The following is a 16,643-nucleotide window of genomic DNA, read 5'->3' as shown; positions in this document are numbered from 1 at the left end:
AAGCGGCTATTATTCATAAAGAATATCATGGGTACGCCTGTACTGCTAACCCAAACATAATTATAATTAAAAGCAATCTGTAGTTCCATTAAAACCAATCATCTGAAATTATAGTCACAAAAGGAGAATATCAATGGCCATCCATCCCATAGAATACCGGTACGGAACCGAGGAAATGAAACATGTCTGGAGTGAGGAAAACCGCCTGGTATGTATCATGAAAGCAGAGGCAGCCCTTGCAAAAGCAGAAGCTGATGTGGGATTAATCCCTGAAGACGCCGCTAAGATAATAGAACAAAGTATTGAAAATGTGGAACTCAAAAGAGTCAAGGAAATCGAAGATGAGATCCATCATGACATGATGGCAGTTGTGCTTGCCATCTCCGAAAAATGTGAGGAAGATGCCAGTAAATGGGTACATTTCGGTGCAACATCAAACGATATGCTGGATACGGCTACAGGTCTCCAGATGAAAGATGCCATTGAAGTAATGGAACCAAAAATCAGACAACTACTGGAAGTGCTCCTGCGTCAGGCTGAAAAACACAAAGAAACTGTATGTGCGGGCAGAACCCACGGACAGATCGGCGTACCAACAACATACGGCCTGCGTTTTGCAATCTGGGCAGCCGAGATTGGCAGGCATATAGAGAGACTTGAACAGCTCAAGCCCAGGGTAGAAGTAGGCCAGATGACCGGGGCTGTAGGTACCCAGGCTGCTTTTGGTGAGAAGGGTATTGAAATCCAGAAAAAAGCGATGGAATATCTTGGGATCACAGGTGTGGATGTCTCCAACCAGATTATCCAGAGGGACCGTCATGCGGAATTTGTTATGTGGATGGCAAATGTCGTAACAACACTGGATAAAATTGGTGTTGAATTACGAACACTGCAGAGAAGTGAACTTGCAGAAGTCGAGGAAAGTTTCGGCAAAAAACAGGTAGGCTCCTCTACGATGCCTCATAAACGCAACCCAATCAAATCCGAACAGATATGCGGGCTTGCAAGAATTGTACGCTCCATGATTGAACCTGAACTTATGAATAATACACTATGGGATGAGAGGGATCTTACAAACTCTTCATGTGAAAGGGTTGTTTTCCCTGAAACATGTGTGCTAACCGACCACATCCTGAAACTCGGAATCCATGTGACCGATAACCTGCACTTTTATCCGGAAAACATCAAGCGTAACCTTGAATTGCTCAAAGGACTTAATATGGGCGAGGCGGTCATGATAGAACTTGCAAAAAGAGGTGTCGGCAGACAGGAAGCCCATGAGATAGTACGTACAGCTGCCATGCAGGCCCACGAAAGCGGAAAACACCTGCGTGAAACTTTGCTTGCAAATAAAGATGTATCCGGCTATCTTAATGGAGAGGATGTCGAGAAACTTGTTGATCCTTACCGATATACCGGTACCGCAGTTAAGCAAGTTGAAATTACAGTTGAAAAGTTAAGAAAACAATACCTGTGAGGGATTTAATGGAAATTGAAGACGCAGTAAAGTTCCACGGCCATCTTTGTCCCGGATTATCTCTGGGGTTCAGGGCTGCAAAAGCAGCAGAGGAACATTTTAAAAACATTAGGGCAGAGGATGAAGAGCTCGTGTGCATAGTTGAAAACAAGTCATGTTCTGTGGATGCCATACAGGTGGTCAATGGATGCACCTTCGGGAAAGGTAATCTGATATACCGTGATTTCGGCAAACATGTGTACACTTTCTTCAATCGGGGAGACGATAAAGCTCTGCGGCTCGTGGTGAAACCTGATGGGATGAAAAATGATGAAGAACATCAGAACCTGTTTCCAAAGATCAGGGAAGGCAGTGCTACAGAAGAGGAAGAAAAAAGGTTTAAGCAAAAACATGAAGAAAAATCCCATGAAGTCCTGAACATGCCTCTTGAAGAGCTGTTCAAAATTGAGGAAATCGAAATAAAACCGCCTGAAAAGGCAGTTATTTTCCAGACCCTCATCTGCAGTGAATGTGGCGAAGGAATGATGGAAAGCCGGGCAAGAGTTATGAACGGCAACTTTTACTGCCTTCCATGTTTTGAAAAATATGATATATGAAGGAATCAGCGATCAAGCTCTTCCTTCTCTTTTTCATTCCTTAGTATTTTGCATAGTGTTTTCTTATATTCTACCTGGGTTTTAAACCTGGCCACATCAGGAGTGGGCTCCCTGCCTTCCTGATGTGACATGATGCCCCCCAGATATTCGAGGTCATTCTTGATATTCTTGCAACGGATTTTTCTTACCATATAAATACACCCCCGGTAAGGCCGGTAACCAGTATTTTGGTCATGTAAATTCTTTCCTGAAAGAAAATAAACCTTGTGCCCGAGTTCTCAGGAGAGAATGTTTTTCAAAAATTCACCGGTATAGGAACCTTCGACCTTTGCCACATTTTCAGGAACCCCTTCTGCAACAACAAGTCCTCCACCTTCTCCACCTTCAGGACCAAGGTCAATAATCCAATCTGCAACCTTGATAACATCCAGATTGTGCTCTATTACAATTACTGTATTTCCTCCCTCAACGAGGCGCTGAAGCACTTCAAGTAACTTCCTGACATCATCAAAATGCAACCCTGTGGTTGGTTCATCAAGAATATAGACCGTTTTACCGGTAGAGCGTTTACTCAACTCAGTAGCAAGTTTGACACGCTGGGCTTCCCCACCGGAAAGCGTGGTGGAAGACTGACCGAGTTTGATGTAGCCCAGACCAACGTCAAAAAGCGTCTGTAACTTACGTTTTATTTTTGGAATGTTTGCAAAAAAACCAAGAGCCTCTTCCACTGTCATATCCAGTACATCGGCTATGCTTTTATCCTTGTAAGTTACCTCAAGGGTTTCCCTGTTGTACCGTTTGCCATGACAGACTTCACAGGGCACATAAACATCGGGCAAAAAGTGCATTTCAATAGTGATTATTCCCTCCCCGCCACAGGTCTCACAACGGCCTCCACGTACATTGAAACTGAAACGACCCGGTTTATAGCCGCGGGATTTGGAAAGTTTTGTCTGGGCAAATAATTCACGTATGGGTGTGAAGAGATTGGTATAGGTAGCCGGATTGGATCTGGGAGTCCTGCCTATGGGAGACTGATCTATTGTAATTACCTTGTCAACATTTTCAAGACCTTCGATAGCGGAATATTTTCCTGTTCTCTCCCTGGCACGATTGAGTTTGCGGGCTAACACTTTATTCAGGGTTTCATTGATAAGTGTACTTTTACCTGACCCTGAAACCCCGGTTACACATATCATTACTGAGAGAGGAAATTCCACATCGATTTCCTTGAGATTGTTTTCAGCAGCACCAATCAGTTTAATGAAACCCTCAGGAGTACGCCGTTCCGAGGGCACCGGAATCTCCAGTTCCCTTTTGAGATATCTCCCCGTGAGAGAATCCGGGTTTTGCATAATTTCCACAGGAGTTCCCTCCGCTACCAGGTCTCCACCATGAATACCGGCACCTGGTCCCATATCCACAACATGATCGGCACTCATTATTGTTTCTTCATCATGCTCCACAACAATAACGGTGTTACCGATATCACGTAAGTGTTTGAGAGTGTTGATAAGCCTGAGATTATCCCGCTGATGCAAACCAATACTCGGTTCATCCAGAATGTACAGTACCCCCATCAAACTGGAGCCTATCTGAGTGGCAAGACGGATACGCTGGGCTTCCCCTCCGGAAAGAGTGGATGCTGAACGACTCAATGTTAGATAATCAAGACCCACATCAACCAAAAAACCCAGTCTGGATTTAATTTCTTTCAATATCAGGCGGGCTATGGTAAATTCCCGCTGGTCCAAGCTAAGTTCCAGTTTCTCGAAGAAGTGGAGACAATCCTCAATAGACATGTGAGTTGTCCGGATTATATTGAACCCGTCTATGAAAACAGACAGACTGGCTGGCTTGAGCCTTTCACCTTCACAGGCCGGACATGGTTTGGTGCTTATATACCGTTTTAGCCGGTCCTTGGTATTTTCTGAATCTGTACGATTGTATATCTTGGAAATGGTAGCAATAACACCTTTAAAACGACTATTGCGTTTCCAGACACCTCCACCTTTACCGGTATGGACCATCGGGACTTTGGTGGCCGTGCCATAGAGGATCATATTCTGATACTGTGGCTCCAGATCTTCAAAAGGAGCATCCATAGAAAATCCGAAATGATCAGCAAGAGATTGGAGAGACTGCATGTAATAGCCATCTTTTCTCGTACCCCACGGTTCAACTGCTCCTTCATTGAGAGACAGGGATCTGTCAGGGATTATCAGGTCCGGATCGAATTCCATGGAAGTTCCCAGGCCATGACATACATCACATGCTCCCTGGGGGCTGTTAAAGGAAAACATGGCAGGTTCCAGTTCTTCAAATCCAGTTCCACAGTGTGGACAGGCAAGTTTTTCGCTGAATACGAATTCATCGCCATCGACAATATCAGCTATAACTATACCGCCACTTCTGGCAAGGGCCTGTTCCACAGAATCAGAGAGGCGCTCTTCTATTCCTTCTTTGATGGAAAGCCTGTCAACCACAATTTCAATGTTATGTTTATTGTAGCGCCCCAGTTCCAGGGAATCAGCTTCATCGAGCCGGATAATCCCCCCATCCACACGTGCACGGGAATAACCATCAGACCGGATATCAGCGAGAAGTTTCCTGTATTCACCTTTACGCTCCCGGACAACAGGCGCCAGGATATGAAGTTTGCTTTTTGCAGGGAATTTCATTATGTTGTCCACAATCTGGTCAACACTCAGGGGTTCGATGGCACGCCCACAATCCGGGCAGTGGCGAGCCCCTATACGGGCAAACAGCAATCTCAGGTAGTCGTATATCTCGGTAACGGTACCCACGGTGGAGCGGGGATTCTTGCTGGTGGTCTTCTGTTCGATTGAAATAGCAGGAGAAAGCCCTTCAATGTATTCCACATTGGGTTTTTCCATCTGGCCCAGGAATTGCCGGGCATATGATGAAAGCGATTCAACATAGCGACGCTGGCCTTCGGCATAGATCGTATCAAAAGCAAGAGATGACTTGCCCGAGCCACTTAACCCCGTGATCACGATTAATTTATCTCTGGGCAACACTACATCAATATTTTTTAAATTGTGCTCTTTGGCACCCTTTATCATTATATTTTTGAGAGACATGTGTCCTGAAAGATTAAAAGGATTGTTTTAAGTTGGTTTGGGGAAGAGAATATTGTCTGGAAGGATTAAAGGTTTGCTATCAGACATTGTGAATCAATGTGACAACCTAAAAGTAAAATAAAATATATTACCAATTAATTTATATAATATGCACTTAGTAAATTATACCCACATAAGGCAAAGGAGTTTCATGAATGACAACAAAATTAACTATGTGTACATTCTGTTACTGTGTACTGGAAGTATAAAGATGAATCTAAAACACCTCCTTTGTTTCGCCACCCTGATATTATTTTTTATTGCAAGCCCCTGTAATGCAGACGAGAATACATTTGCAATTGAAAATTCCACACACAATTTTGCTCCTTACTGGTCCCCTGATGGAACATATATCGCCTATTCTTCAAGCACAGGTAATTCACTGGAAAATCTAAGTGCCTGCTTATCAAAAGCAGATGGAACAGATAAAGAAAAATTAACTTCTGGAGATGAAAGCGGAGGTTTCTTCTTTGACCCCTGGTCTCCTGAAGGAAATTTGTTACTCTATATATCAAATCTGACAGGAAATTATGAATTATGGACGATGCATCCAGACGGTTCTGGCAAAAGGAAACTAACTGAAGGAGCCTTTCTGGAAAACTACCTGCTGGGCTTGAGGGGTTGGAAAGCCGATTGGAGTCCTGATGGCTCTAAAATTGTTTATGTATCTGCAGCTTCTGAAAACGGTGATATATGGGATATGGTAGAAAAAGAAGATGGGACAAAACAAAGAATGTTGAATAAATCAAATATCTGCAAGGACTCAGATATATGGATAATTAACTCCGATGGTAGCGAAAATACTAAACTCACTGATAGCAATGGCCCCTATCTTGAACCACAATGGCAACCAGAAGGGGACCTCATTGCTTACGTTTCGAATAATCCGGAAACTGAAGGTATCTGGATTATGGAAACTGACGGTTCAGGAAAATCCCGCATTTTCAAAGGAAAAGCATATGACATTGCCTGGTCACCGGATGGTGCTGAAATTGCATATGTTAGAGCAGGTAATAATCACACTACAAGCCTGTGGGTTATGAATGCTGATGGTAGCAATCAAAGAAAAATAACCAACAATTCGGGATACTTCAAGGCCTATTCATTTCCTGCATGGTCGCCTGACGCAGATAAAATCGTATTTAATTACGGAGATATCGGAGAATACGGAATATGGATAACTGACCATAAAGGAAATGAAAAACTGCAAGTCGGGAGAGGTTTTATGCCACAATGGTCACCGGAAGGAAATAAAATTGCATGTACATCAACAAAAAACAAAAGACGTTCGATTTCAATGATAGAACTAGATGAAAAAAGCCTTCCCGATAGTACTAAGATGGCGGAAAAATCACCTTCATTCGGGCTTTTGGAAAGCATAATTATACTGTCTGCACGTTTCATCATGCATAAAAAATAAGACCACCAAATTACTGGTGGTCTTTGCTTGCAAAGTATATCATGTACAGGGCTGCCAAACCTACAATAATGTAGACTACCCGTGCTATTGCGCTATATCCAAAGATAAGTTCTACCAGGTTATAGTCCTGTGATATACCAAACAATCCCCAATTCAAACTTCCAATTACTACAAGAGCAATTGCTATCCAGTCTAATTATGTTTTCTCGGTCATACTTTTACCCTCACTCAAAAACCTATTTCGTATAGGCACATGAGTAGTACATTAAAAACTATTACAACTTCTTCATTCATAATTAATAGAAGTTATGATATAATTCTCAAATCAAAAATGTTAATAGTATGTTAACCTTTCAATAAACAAAAGATAAACATATTTTAAAATAACTAAATCACAGATACCCATAAAGTAAAAATACCAAATCCTCAAACAAAAGTAAATGTAAGGGTATATAGCAAAGATTACCGTACAGGCAAATATATCCCCATAAAAATTGAAACAACTCCTCTTTTAAATTAATGGCATATGTTTTGACAGGAAATTACATCATGCATAAATGGTTCGATAATACAGATTGAGAACAATATCACAATATTACGACAGTCAAAGTTTTAAGTAGATATAAATATATTGTCATACAACTAAAGTGGAAGCAAAATATGGAAATTATAACCTGGATTCTACTTTTATTTTTTGTCAGTCAATCGGCAATGTTTTCCGGCCTTACCATTGGACTTTTTGGATTGAGCAGGCTGGTATTGGAAACTGAAGCCGAATCTGGCAATAAGGATGCAAGAAAAATACTAGATATCCGAAGGGATTCCAACTTTCTTTTAACAACTTTATTATGGGGAAACGTTGCCGTAAATGTTCTTATTGCCCTGCTTACAGGTTCAATAATGGGTGGTACTGCTGCATTTGTATTCTCCACTGTAATAATAACCTGTTTTGGTGAGATTATGCCCCAGGCATATTTCACCAGAAATGCCCTGAAAGCCGGAGCATATTTAACTCCATTAGTCAAGATGTATCAATTGATCCTTTATCCTTTTGCAAAACCTTCGGCAATAATGCTTGACTGGTGGCTGGGAAAAGAAGAAATAATGTTCTTCAAAGAGAGGTCCCTTAAAAAAGTCCTCCAGAGACACATACAATCCGCAAGATCTGATATCGGAAGTGTGGAGGGACAGGGAGCTCTTAATTTTTTGACAATGGATGATACAAAGATCACAAAGGAAGGCAACCCAATTGACCCAAAAAGTATCATTTCCCTTCCTATAAAAAACAGGAAACCGGTGTTCCCGGAATTTAAACAAACCCTTGAAGATCCTTTCCTCAAAAAAATCAGCGAATCCGGTAAGAAATGGATTATTATCACGGATCCAGAGGGGAATCCCATACGTACACTTAACAGTGATGACCTTTTGAGAGATTTAGCCTACGGCAACATAACCCTTGATCCTGAAGATTATTGTCACAGGCCGGTTATCGTAATGTCACCAAAAACCAGGCTAGAAGAAGTAATTCCAAAACTAAGGATGTATCCTGAGCATGATAAAGGAGATATTATTGACCAGGACGTGATAATCTACTGGACAGATGAAGAAAAAAGAATCCTGACGGGATCAGACATTCTTTCCAGACTTCTCAGAGGAGTTGTAAGAAGAGTGGAGACAACATTCTGAGAAACTATCTCTTTTTAAAGATAACAAGCAGGCTAAATTATGGATCCATCGGATATTATGAAAAATGACAGGTCACACAAATATGACTCCCAATCAAAAGAAAGACACATACCTTCTATAGAGGTTCTAAAAAATTATGGCAACAGCGGCAAGGATTACATCCATGTTGTAGTCGGGGAAAATGTGAAACATCCGAATTCGCTGCAGCATCAAATTCAATGGATAGAATTGTATGCACGCACTAAAATGCAGAATACAATCCAGATCGGACGAGTCAACTTCGCCCCGGGAACTTCACCTGATGCATTATTCAGACTAATATATTTTGGCAAATACAGAGAGTTCTGCGCCCTTGCATACTGCAATGTTCACGGATTATGGCAAAATTGTATTGAAATAAGAGAAGAACTCCGTTTAACTGCCGGATGCCGTCGAGAAAAATGTTTGCAGGAAGGATTCGGAGTCTAAAATTTAATTACAATGACACCATAAGTTTCATTCATTTACACTTTCAAATATCTGGTCGTATTTCCGGGTCCAGTGCAGTTGCGAACCACCGGCAATAAACATCGAGACTGCAACTGCTTCAGCGATCTCATCCTCGGTTGCACCATTATCTCTTGCACGGGATGCATGGATTTCTACACATTTTTCACATCTCATCAGGACCGATGAGGAAACAGCGATCAACTCTTTTGTCTTTGTGTCCAGGGCGCTATCCTTGAAAAGGGATGCACGCATGTCTGCAAATGCGTTTGCAGTTTCCGGTAATTTATCGATAAGAAATTTCATTAATTATCTCCTGATAGGATATAACGAACAAGAATATAGATAATTATTGCTACTGTAATTAATACAAGTATGTTTCCAGCTCTTTAAAGTTCAATGTCCACCTCATAAACAGATTCGATATTCTCCTTATGAACCTTCCAGAAAACTTCTTCCCCGTAGGTTTCAACAAGCTTCATGGTTCGCCGGGGAATGGTTTTTGGACCAAGTACTGCACCGGGACGTTGCGGATCATCAATATAATCCGTCTCCATCATGAAACGACTACCCTGCTTAAGGGCTTCTTCAATTGCTCCTTTGCCGGCAAGTACACCAGGATAAAGGCCTATCCTTTCACAGACATCCACAAGCGGAGGTGCATAATGTTTCACAACTTTTTCCAGAGGGATACCAATACTCTTTGCCCTGCTGGCAATGTCCTCCAGCTCAGGTTCTCCTACACTTTCGGTATGCAGCTGGACAGCACATCCCAGACCCTTGCCCAGGGAAAAAGCATGAGACATTATTGAATTAGAAGCCTGCCACACCTCATCAGAGACAGGATAATGAGGACGTCCGCTTTTCAATCCCACAGCAAGACCTTCGTTTACGTATTCAGATGCAATCTCCAGACCCACTTTCATAAGGGAGGTGGCATTTTCAAGTTTCATTCTTTCACATAGTTTGGTAATTTCTGCCGGATGTACGCCAAGCACCGGAAAAGCACCAATCCCAAGTTCATTGATCTGGCGGACAATATTCACAGTTTCATCAAATACAGCACGATAGTCATCGGGTTTTGTAACTTCGACCCCAAGCGTCCATGTCGGTTTGGAGACCACCATCATATGAGTTCCTCCTGCATTCTGGAATTGTTTTACAGCATCAATACCCTTTGCCCGGGGGTCAATATGTATATGCTCATCGGTAATAGGAATGTTTGGGGACATGAAAGAGAGTATGATTGCCTGCCATATAAAAATACTTAGGAAATGAAATTAACGCAATTAATCTAATAAACACCTGAATATCATCAAAAATATATAAACCATTATTATTACGGTCAACTGGGCAGATAGCATATATATGATGGAGGCATTACAGGGGCACATCTAGCCTTATAAACATAAGTAATTATAGAAGTGATTAAAATGAGTAAAACTGCAGCAGTTATTAAAGGAGACGGAGTAGGGCCGGAACTTGTCGATGCCATGCTAAAAGTAGCACAGGCAGCAGGTACGGCTGTGGAGTTTGTACCCTGTGAAGCCGGTGCCGCCTGGTGGGAGGAAAACGGAGGAAATACCCTTATTCCCGATGAGACATGGGAAATACTGGAAAGCTCCGATGCCGGTTTCAAAGGACCAACCACCACCCCCGGAGGTGCGGGTTCTCCAAAAAGTGTCGCAGTATCAATCAGACAGAAATACAATCTTTACGCAAATGTCCGACCTACAAAAACATTCCCCAACACAAACACACCCCTTGGTGATGTTGATTTTATATGCGTACGTGAAGGAACGGAAGGAATGTACATAGGTGAAGAAGTAAAACTGACGGATGATGTGTATATCGCACTGCGTAAGACCACCCGTCCGGCCTGTCGTAACATTGCAAGGTATGCCTTTGAAGAAGCAAAGAAACGTGGGTATGATACGGTCGTTCCAATCCACAAGAGCAACATTCTCAAACAGACATGTGGAACTTTCCTGGAAGAAGTCGAGAAAATAGGAAAAGAATATCCCGATATTGACATCTGGGAATACCACATCGACAATATTGCTCAGCAACTTATCAAGAACCCGCAGCTTTTCAACAAGAAAGTATTGCTTTCCACAAACCTATTCATGGATGTTATCAGTGAGGAATGCTCCGCTCTTATCGGAAGTATTGGCCTGGTATATTCCGCAAACATCGGGGACAATTATGCAATGTTCGAACCTGCACATGGCTCAGCACCAAAATATGCAGGAGAAGATAAAGTAAATCCTGTTGCAACAATTCTTGCCGGTGCCTGGATGCTTGACTATCTCGGAGAAAAAGACAATGCAAATGCTATTTTCAAAGCAACCGAAGAAGTCATTTCCGAAGGTAAGTATGTAACTTACGATATGGGCGGCAGTGCAAGACTCAGTGAAATGACAGATGCTATTGTCAGCAAAATTGAATAAAAACAGTAAATATGTATAAGGTTAATAATTACCTTATACATCCTTCTTCTTTCTTGAAAGGGGATCTGGTACATATTCACCAGAATAGGCACTTTCCCGGCTCATGTTCTTTTCTACAACTGGCTCAAACAGGAAGTATTTCTCGACATAACCCTGGATTTCCTCATCAGAGATACAGGATACACGCTTTTCATTGTCATAGAGTGCCTGGATATCCTTCTGTATGGATTTAAGCCTGGGATCTTTTTTCTCCACAGTGATTTGTACATCAAGCAATTCCCTCAGGGTTTCCTGAATCTTATACCTTAAGACCTCGGTACCTGAAGAATCACCTACAAGGAATATACGTTCTCCACCCACAACCTCCGGGGGATATGGTTCGTATGTGAAAGGATTCTTAATAGCACCGGCAGCATGTATACCTGACTCGTGAGAGAATACATTCTTACCAACCACGGCTTTATTACGAGGTACACGTATGCCGATTTCTTTTTGCATGAATTCAGAGAATTCAGTTATGACATCAAGATTATATTTATCAAAACCTTCCACCCGCTGGCCCAGGAACAAAAGCAATTTTTCCATTTCAGCATTTCCCGCCCTCTCACCTATACCCATAAAGGTTACATTGGACCAGTTGGCACCATACCAGTAAGATGCCATAGAATTTGCAAAAGCGAAACCAAAATCATCATGACAGTGGCTTTCGATGTTTTTAACACCAATCTCATCTTTGAGATATTTGGTAATTGAGGGAATACCATAGGGTTCGTCCACTCCATCAAAAGGAATCCCATAGCCGATAGTGTCGCACACCCTTATGGTACATTCCGGGTCAATTTCCATTATCTTCTCAATCATTGGATAGACAAAACCATAATTATCAGCACGGGTCATGTCTTCCACATGAGCACGGGTAGCAAGGCCATGATCTACTGCATACTGAAGGGCTTCAAGGTACCTGTCCTCGGCAGCTTCTCTGCTGGGCAATCCCATCTTTTCCAGAATATGGACATCTGAGACAGACATCAATATACCGGTTTCATTGAGACCGCCAATCTGCAGTACCTTATCTATGTCTTCTGTTTTTGCACGTGCCCAGCCGGTCACCTCAGGGAATTCATAACCCCTGTCAAGCATGAGGTCGATGGCTTTGCGATCTCTTTCATTATAAACGAAAGTTTCCAGTTTTTCAATACCGATCTCGTGCAGATAGTCATAAATTCGAACCTTGTGGCCACTTTTTAGGACTATCCCCGGCATTTGGGCTCCATCCCGGATGGTACTATCACTGATACAAACCTCCTGATCAAGCGGAAGCTTGATTTTTGGCAGATCTCCATAATCTTTGTATACCTTCACAAAATACCTCCTTCCACACAAATATGATAACTTATACCGTATCTTAATAATTATACATTGTAAAATATTTGTATATAACCCTTAAAATGGATTTTTTATTCGTAAAAAGCACATTTAACCGATTGAATCAGATTGTATTATGATAGATTTTATCCTTAAAATGTCTTTCTTCCTACATACAAAAACAAAATAAGAAGTAACCAGCTAAACATTCCAAGAGATTACAAACTACAAAAGAACTTAATTCTATTTATAATTTGAATGAATAGTGACTTGCATGTGGAAAATGTTACTTGAAAAGTTTGAAAAACATCCTGCCCAACAAAAGGTACTGAAAATTTTATTCGAAAGAGGTTTTCAGGTAAGTAAGGATGGGAAAGTGACCTCCGGCAAGATCGATATTGCACACACCCAACTCGCAAAAGAGGCAGGTGTGGACCGTCGGGTCGTAGATGCAACTACCGACACAATACTTGAAGATGAAACCCTTCGAAACATATTCCAGAATGTGCGCTCAATTCCCTTTTTAAGGGATGTGGCTCCTGCATTGGGACTTGGAGTAATAATTATTACACCTGAAGATGCGGCAACAGTAGGTATTCTTTCAGAAGTATCTGGCGTGATTGCCGCTCATGGTATCAGTATAAGACAGGCAGTTTCAGATGATCCGTATTTTACCGACAAGGCTAAAATGACTATTATCACTGATTCAAAGATATCAGGGGATACCGTAAATGAAATCCTTAACATAAAAAGTGTAAAAGGAGTCAGTATATACTGAATTCACAGCAGGGTTTTCAAAAAAGCTACAAAAAAACCTTTTAGGTGCCTGGAATTTAATGGGTTCAGGAATTTACGCAATAATATGGAAGGATGGTCCATGTCCCCATACTTTTCAATTAATGAAAGCACATTCGGTTCTGCCAGGGATGAAAATAATTCATTGAGTTGTTCGTCTGACAAACTACCTACAAAGTCGTGAGCTTTGAGACCCATATTTAGTTCCTTTCCCAGAGACTGCTTCCAGCGAATTTCATATTCTTCCAGCCGGGATTGGGAAGTATCATTTTCAAATGCTGCCTTTGCAGCAACTTCACCTGCTATCTTTGCGCAGACAGCTCCTGTATAAACACCACCCCCTGATGTTGGTTTTACCTGACCTGCTGCATCACCGCAGATCAATACACCGTCAGAAAAAGTCCTGGCTGCAACACCTATAGGAATGCCTCCCACTACAAAATCCAGCATACCATCTACTACACGCCCTTTTTTGGAAAGTTTGTCTCTAAGTTCACAGAGATATGACAGAGAATCCTGACTGGCCAAATTATCGGTTGCAAGTCCAAATCTTGCAATACCGTCAGACAATGGAATTTCCCATGCAAAAAAACCAGGCGCACAGGTACCTAAGAAAAGTTCCACAAAATCCTGGCGAATTGTTTGCATTTGAACTTCAAACTGGATACCGGACATAATACGTGAAGGAGCCGGCAGGCCCACCATGGAAGCCACACCATGACGTACACCATCTGCACCAATAACCACAGAGGCTTCGATAACTTCAGGTTTACCTGCTCTTTGTATATGCAATCTTTTAAAACCTGAATTATTATCTATTGCAACAACCTTTGAGTTCAGGAAAATATCCACACCTTCAGAAGTTGCCAGGGATGCCAGTTTCCTGTCAAATATCTTGCGTGAGACTACAAAGGCACGGGTTTGCCCGCCATTTACAGGAAGACAGGTCCCCTCCGGAGAATGCACAAAAGCACCCCTGACACTGTTAATAACCGAAGAGTCATTGGGACTTATACCACACTCATCCATAGCCCGCACACTCAAAAGGCCTGCACACTGGACCGGACTTCCGACAGTTGCATGTTCCTCAAAAAGAGCAACCTTTGCCCCCTGTAGGGCAGCATATCTTGCGGCAACCGAACCCACGGGGCCGGCTCCCACCACGGCGACATCATAACTCATGATCACAATCACTGTTTATCCACAATAACATCAGCACCCAGAGACCTGACATCATCAAAGAAATTGGGATAGGAGATGAATATCGACTCTGCTGTGTCCACGGTTGTATCACCCGCAACCATACCGGCAATCGTAAGTGCCATTACGATACGATGGTCATGCCACCCATGCAGGTCACCTCCTTTGGGCTTACCCCCTTTTATTGTCAGTTGGTCCCGATCTTCCTTCACAGAAACACCCATCTTCTTGAGTTCCACAGCCATGGCATGTAACCTGTCGGTTTCCTTATATCTGACATGTTCAGCGTTCTCTATCACGGTTTGTCCTTCAGCGACAGCACCCAGGACGGCTATGGTTGGCACAAGGTCCGGCGTTGCTGCAGCATCCACCCGTACACCTTTAAGGTCACGGCCATTAACCGTTACCACACCGTTTTCTTTATCCCAGGATACTCCCGCACCCATTTGCTTGAGTATCTCAATTATAGCCATATCTCCCTGTTGGGAAGGGAACATGTTCTTCACAACTACTCTGGAACCGGTCATTGCGGCAGCGGCCAGTAAATATGATGCAGAAGAAAAGTCTCCTGGAACCAGATAATCCCTTAAATCGTAATCCTGATTGGGAGGAATTATGAATTTGATGTTATGGTTATTATCTTCAAATATTTCAGCTCCGGCCTTACGCATTATTTCGAGAGTTAAATTGACATAGGGTTTTGAACGAAGCTCACCCTTTATGGAAAGAGTGGTACTCCGGCTTGTGAGCGGACATGCTATCAACAGTGCGGAGATGAATTGGGAACTGATGGACCCATCTATCTTGGCTATTGCTCCCTTCAATCCCCCTTTTACTACAAGGGGAGCACAACCATTATTCTGAGTGGATATTACTTCCGCACCCAGGTCATGCAAAACTTCAATAAGGGGACCATTTGGCCTGGTGCGCAGGGAATTGTCACCCGTTAGAATCGATACACCGTTCACAAGGGATGCCACAGCAGTCATGAAACGCAATGTTGTACCCGAATTACCCACATCAATCACATCTTCAGGAATGTGAGGTTTGCCCTTAACTCCCTCAATAAAGAGGTCCCCTTTTTCCTCATTAATCTGTGCACCAAGCATTCTACATGCACGGATCGTAGCCTTTGTGTCTTCCGAAATAAGTGGCCTGCGAACAACACACTTCTCAGAAAGGGAACCTATAGTGATTGCCCTGTGCGTGTAACTTTTTGACGGAGGTGCAAAAACTTCACCCTCCACACTGGTACGACTGATTTTTACCCTCATTTAGCACACTCCTGTAACAATCTTTTCAATACGATCCCAGTCATGTTCATAGATATGTGCAGATACACTGATAGTTGTAATAGTACCTGTTTCATAACCGGCATTCTGTGCCACATATTTTAGAAGCTGTGAAAGACCATAAAGATTTGCAGGATATGCTCCTGCAAAATCATGACTGCGAAAAAGAGTGGTCAGATGAACCCGGTTGTTCCGGACTTTAAAATCATCGAGGATCATACATGGCACTTCATCAACTTCAGTATCGATGTAGGGAATCCATGTTACAGCAGTTGCCCTGCGGGTAGTTTTACTGGATTTAAGTTTGTCAATTACATAGGAAATCTGATCCACTCGCTCATCCCAGTTGCGTAATCGCTGCCCATAAGTATATTCGAAGTCCTGGGGATTTTCTCCCGTAATTAGCTGTTTTGCATATTCGTCCAGACGTTCCTGATTCCAGGAAATATCAGCAGGTATCTCATTGGAATAAGGATCATCGATAACAACCATCATATTCATGAATTCCTTGATTCTGCTACCCCTTTCATCAGTTCCATTTTCCCCGTGATTCCATATTATATTGAGTCCGCGATACCATGCATCGCTAATTGTATCGGCCTTAATTATTCTTCCTATAGGCGTATTGTGAACCATGTCAAATCCTCTCAAGCTGCAAGGGAATAGAATTTCATGAATATATAATCTTTACCTGAATAGGCCCATATAGAACAACCCATCGAAATCCTAATGA

Annotated in this window: 16 protein-coding genes; 7 read left to right on the top strand and 9 right to left on the bottom strand. The window is 42.4% G+C overall.

All coding sequences use genetic code 11. The annotated features are described in order from the left end of the window. The first annotated feature begins 133 nt into the window (after positions 1-133). Together purB and CP947_RS05345 are read left to right on the top strand one after the other, a co-directional pair. Complete coding sequence (gene purB / locus CP947_RS05350) at positions 134-1,477, top strand: adenylosuccinate lyase (RefSeq protein ID WP_096712208.1); 1,344 nt, start codon at positions 134-136, stop codon at positions 1,475-1,477. A gap of 8 nt (positions 1,478-1,485) precedes the next feature. Further along, on the top strand, positions 1,486-2,073 hold the full coding sequence (locus CP947_RS05345; RefSeq protein ID WP_096712207.1) for an FmdE family protein: 588 nt from the start codon (positions 1,486-1,488) through the stop codon (positions 2,071-2,073). A gap of 5 nt (positions 2,074-2,078) precedes the next feature. Here the strand turns inward: CP947_RS05345 and CP947_RS05340 are convergent, their stop codons facing one another. Continuing rightward, positions 2,079-2,264 (bottom strand): hypothetical protein, encoded by a 186-nt coding sequence (locus CP947_RS05340; RefSeq protein WP_096712206.1) that lies wholly within the window; start codon positions 2,262-2,264, stop codon positions 2,079-2,081. An 87-nt stretch (positions 2,265-2,351) separates the two neighbouring features. Then, positions 2,352-5,177 carry an excinuclease ABC subunit UvrA gene (gene uvrA / locus CP947_RS05335; protein ID WP_096712205.1) on the bottom strand — a complete coding sequence of 942 codons (2,826 nt, stop codon included), beginning with the start codon at positions 5,175-5,177 and terminating at the stop codon, positions 2,352-2,354. Between the two features lie 190 nt (positions 5,178-5,367). Between uvrA and CP947_RS05330 the strand changes: the two genes are divergently transcribed. Further along, positions 5,368-6,636, top strand: coding sequence for a TolB-like translocation protein (locus CP947_RS05330; RefSeq protein WP_164909044.1), 1,269 nt, complete (start codon positions 5,368-5,370; stop codon positions 6,634-6,636). Between the two features lie 10 nt (positions 6,637-6,646). Here the strand turns inward: CP947_RS05330 and CP947_RS05325 are convergent, their stop codons facing one another. Beyond that, a complete protein-coding gene (locus tag CP947_RS05325; RefSeq protein ID WP_096712203.1) occupies positions 6,647-6,823 on the bottom strand; it encodes a DUF378 domain-containing protein in 177 nt (58 codons plus the stop codon). 473 nt (positions 6,824-7,296) lie between these two features. Here CP947_RS05325 and CP947_RS05320 point away from each other — a divergent pair, with 473 nt between their 5' ends. Continuing rightward, entirely contained in the window at positions 7,297-8,322 is a 1,026-nt protein-coding gene (locus tag CP947_RS05320; RefSeq protein ID WP_096712202.1) for a DUF21 domain-containing protein, read from the top strand. A 39-nt stretch (positions 8,323-8,361) separates the two neighbouring features. Further along, positions 8,362-8,790 carry a desulfoferrodoxin family protein gene (locus tag CP947_RS05315; RefSeq protein ID WP_096712201.1) on the top strand — a complete coding sequence of 143 codons (429 nt, stop codon included), beginning with the start codon at positions 8,362-8,364 and terminating at the stop codon, positions 8,788-8,790. A 27-nt stretch (positions 8,791-8,817) separates the two neighbouring features. On the opposite strand, the gene CP947_RS05310 is transcribed toward CP947_RS05315, so the two are convergent. Both CP947_RS05310 and CP947_RS05305 read right to left on the bottom strand, forming a co-directional pair. Beyond that, complete coding sequence (locus CP947_RS05310; protein WP_096712200.1) at positions 8,818-9,114, bottom strand: carboxymuconolactone decarboxylase family protein; 297 nt, start codon at positions 9,112-9,114, stop codon at positions 8,818-8,820. Positions 9,115-9,197: 83 nt separating this feature from the next. Continuing rightward, a complete protein-coding gene (locus CP947_RS05305) occupies positions 9,198-10,040 on the bottom strand; it encodes a TatD family hydrolase (RefSeq protein WP_096712199.1) in 843 nt (280 codons plus the stop codon). 201 nt (positions 10,041-10,241) lie between these two features. Here CP947_RS05305 and CP947_RS05300 point away from each other — a divergent pair, with 201 nt between their 5' ends. Beyond that, positions 10,242-11,258 carry an isocitrate/isopropylmalate dehydrogenase family protein gene (locus CP947_RS05300; RefSeq protein WP_096712198.1) on the top strand — a complete coding sequence of 339 codons (1,017 nt, stop codon included), beginning with the start codon at positions 10,242-10,244 and terminating at the stop codon, positions 11,256-11,258. A gap of 33 nt (positions 11,259-11,291) precedes the next feature. On the opposite strand, the gene CP947_RS05295 is transcribed toward CP947_RS05300, so the two are convergent. Continuing rightward, positions 11,292-12,620: a homocitrate synthase/isopropylmalate synthase family protein gene (locus CP947_RS05295; RefSeq protein ID WP_096712197.1), complete on the bottom strand. Its 1,329-nt coding sequence runs from the start codon at positions 12,618-12,620 to the stop codon at positions 11,292-11,294. A 277-nt stretch (positions 12,621-12,897) separates the two neighbouring features. On the opposite strand from CP947_RS05295, the gene CP947_RS05290 reads away from it, so the two are divergent. Next, positions 12,898-13,401 (top strand): amino acid-binding protein, encoded by a 504-nt coding sequence (locus CP947_RS05290; RefSeq protein WP_096712196.1) that lies wholly within the window; start codon positions 12,898-12,900, stop codon positions 13,399-13,401. 2 nt (positions 13,402-13,403) lie between these two features. Here the strand turns inward: CP947_RS05290 and CP947_RS05285 are convergent, their stop codons facing one another. The 3 genes from CP947_RS05285 to CP947_RS05275 are packed head-to-tail and all read right to left on the bottom strand — an operon-like array spanning position 13,404 to position 16,546. After that, positions 13,404-14,600 (bottom strand): NAD(P)/FAD-dependent oxidoreductase, encoded by a 1,197-nt coding sequence (locus tag CP947_RS05285; protein ID WP_096712280.1) that lies wholly within the window; start codon positions 14,598-14,600, stop codon positions 13,404-13,406. Between the two features lie 8 nt (positions 14,601-14,608). Beyond that, on the bottom strand, positions 14,609-15,892 hold the full coding sequence (gene aroA / locus CP947_RS05280) for a 3-phosphoshikimate 1-carboxyvinyltransferase (RefSeq protein WP_096712195.1): 1,284 nt from the start codon (positions 15,890-15,892) through the stop codon (positions 14,609-14,611). Beyond that, positions 15,893-16,546 carry a thymidylate synthase gene (locus CP947_RS05275; RefSeq protein WP_096712194.1) on the bottom strand — a complete coding sequence of 218 codons (654 nt, stop codon included), beginning with the start codon at positions 16,544-16,546 and terminating at the stop codon, positions 15,893-15,895. Positions 16,547-16,643 lie beyond the last annotated feature (97 nt).

Source organism: Methanohalophilus euhalobius (genome assembly GCF_900215215.1).
GTDB classification, from domain to species: Archaea; Halobacteriota; Methanosarcinia; order Methanosarcinales; family Methanosarcinaceae; genus Methanohalophilus; species Methanohalophilus euhalobius.
Note: the sequence above shows the minus strand (reverse complement) of the source record. Positions and strands in the feature narration are given on the sequence as shown.

Bases quoted from the DNA above. Each gene is read 5' to 3' on its own strand.
- CP947_RS05275 (WP_096712194.1), bottom strand. From the start codon at position 16,546: ATGGTTCACAATACGCCTATAGGAAGAATAATTAAGGCCGATACAATT.
- uvrA (WP_096712205.1), bottom strand. From the start codon at position 5,177: ATGTCTCTCAAAAATATAATGATAAAGGGTGCCAAAGAGCACAATTTA.
- CP947_RS05290 (WP_096712196.1), top strand. From the start codon at position 12,898: ATGTGGAAAATGTTACTTGAAAAGTTTGAAAAACATCCTGCCCAACAA.
- CP947_RS05300 (WP_096712198.1), top strand. From the start codon at position 10,242: ATGAGTAAAACTGCAGCAGTTATTAAAGGAGACGGAGTAGGGCCGGAA.
- CP947_RS05310 (WP_096712200.1), bottom strand. From the start codon at position 9,114: ATGAAATTTCTTATCGATAAATTACCGGAAACTGCAAACGCATTTGCA.
- CP947_RS05320 (WP_096712202.1), top strand. From the start codon at position 7,297: ATGGAAATTATAACCTGGATTCTACTTTTATTTTTTGTCAGTCAATCG.
- CP947_RS05305 (WP_096712199.1), bottom strand. From the start codon at position 10,040: ATGTCCCCAAACATTCCTATTACCGATGAGCATATACATATTGACCCC.
- CP947_RS05330 (WP_164909044.1), top strand. From the start codon at position 5,368: ATGAATGACAACAAAATTAACTATGTGTACATTCTGTTACTGTGTACT.
- aroA (WP_096712195.1), bottom strand. From the start codon at position 15,892: ATGAGGGTAAAAATCAGTCGTACCAGTGTGGAGGGTGAAGTTTTTGCA.
- CP947_RS05315 (WP_096712201.1), top strand. From the start codon at position 8,362: ATGGATCCATCGGATATTATGAAAAATGACAGGTCACACAAATATGAC.
- purB (WP_096712208.1), top strand. From the start codon at position 134: ATGGCCATCCATCCCATAGAATACCGGTACGGAACCGAGGAAATGAAA.
- CP947_RS05285 (WP_096712280.1), bottom strand. From the start codon at position 14,600: ATGAGTTATGATGTCGCCGTGGTGGGAGCCGGCCCCGTGGGTTCGGTT.
- CP947_RS05345 (WP_096712207.1), top strand. From the start codon at position 1,486: ATGGAAATTGAAGACGCAGTAAAGTTCCACGGCCATCTTTGTCCCGGA.
- CP947_RS05340 (WP_096712206.1), bottom strand. From the start codon at position 2,264: ATGGTAAGAAAAATCCGTTGCAAGAATATCAAGAATGACCTCGAATAT.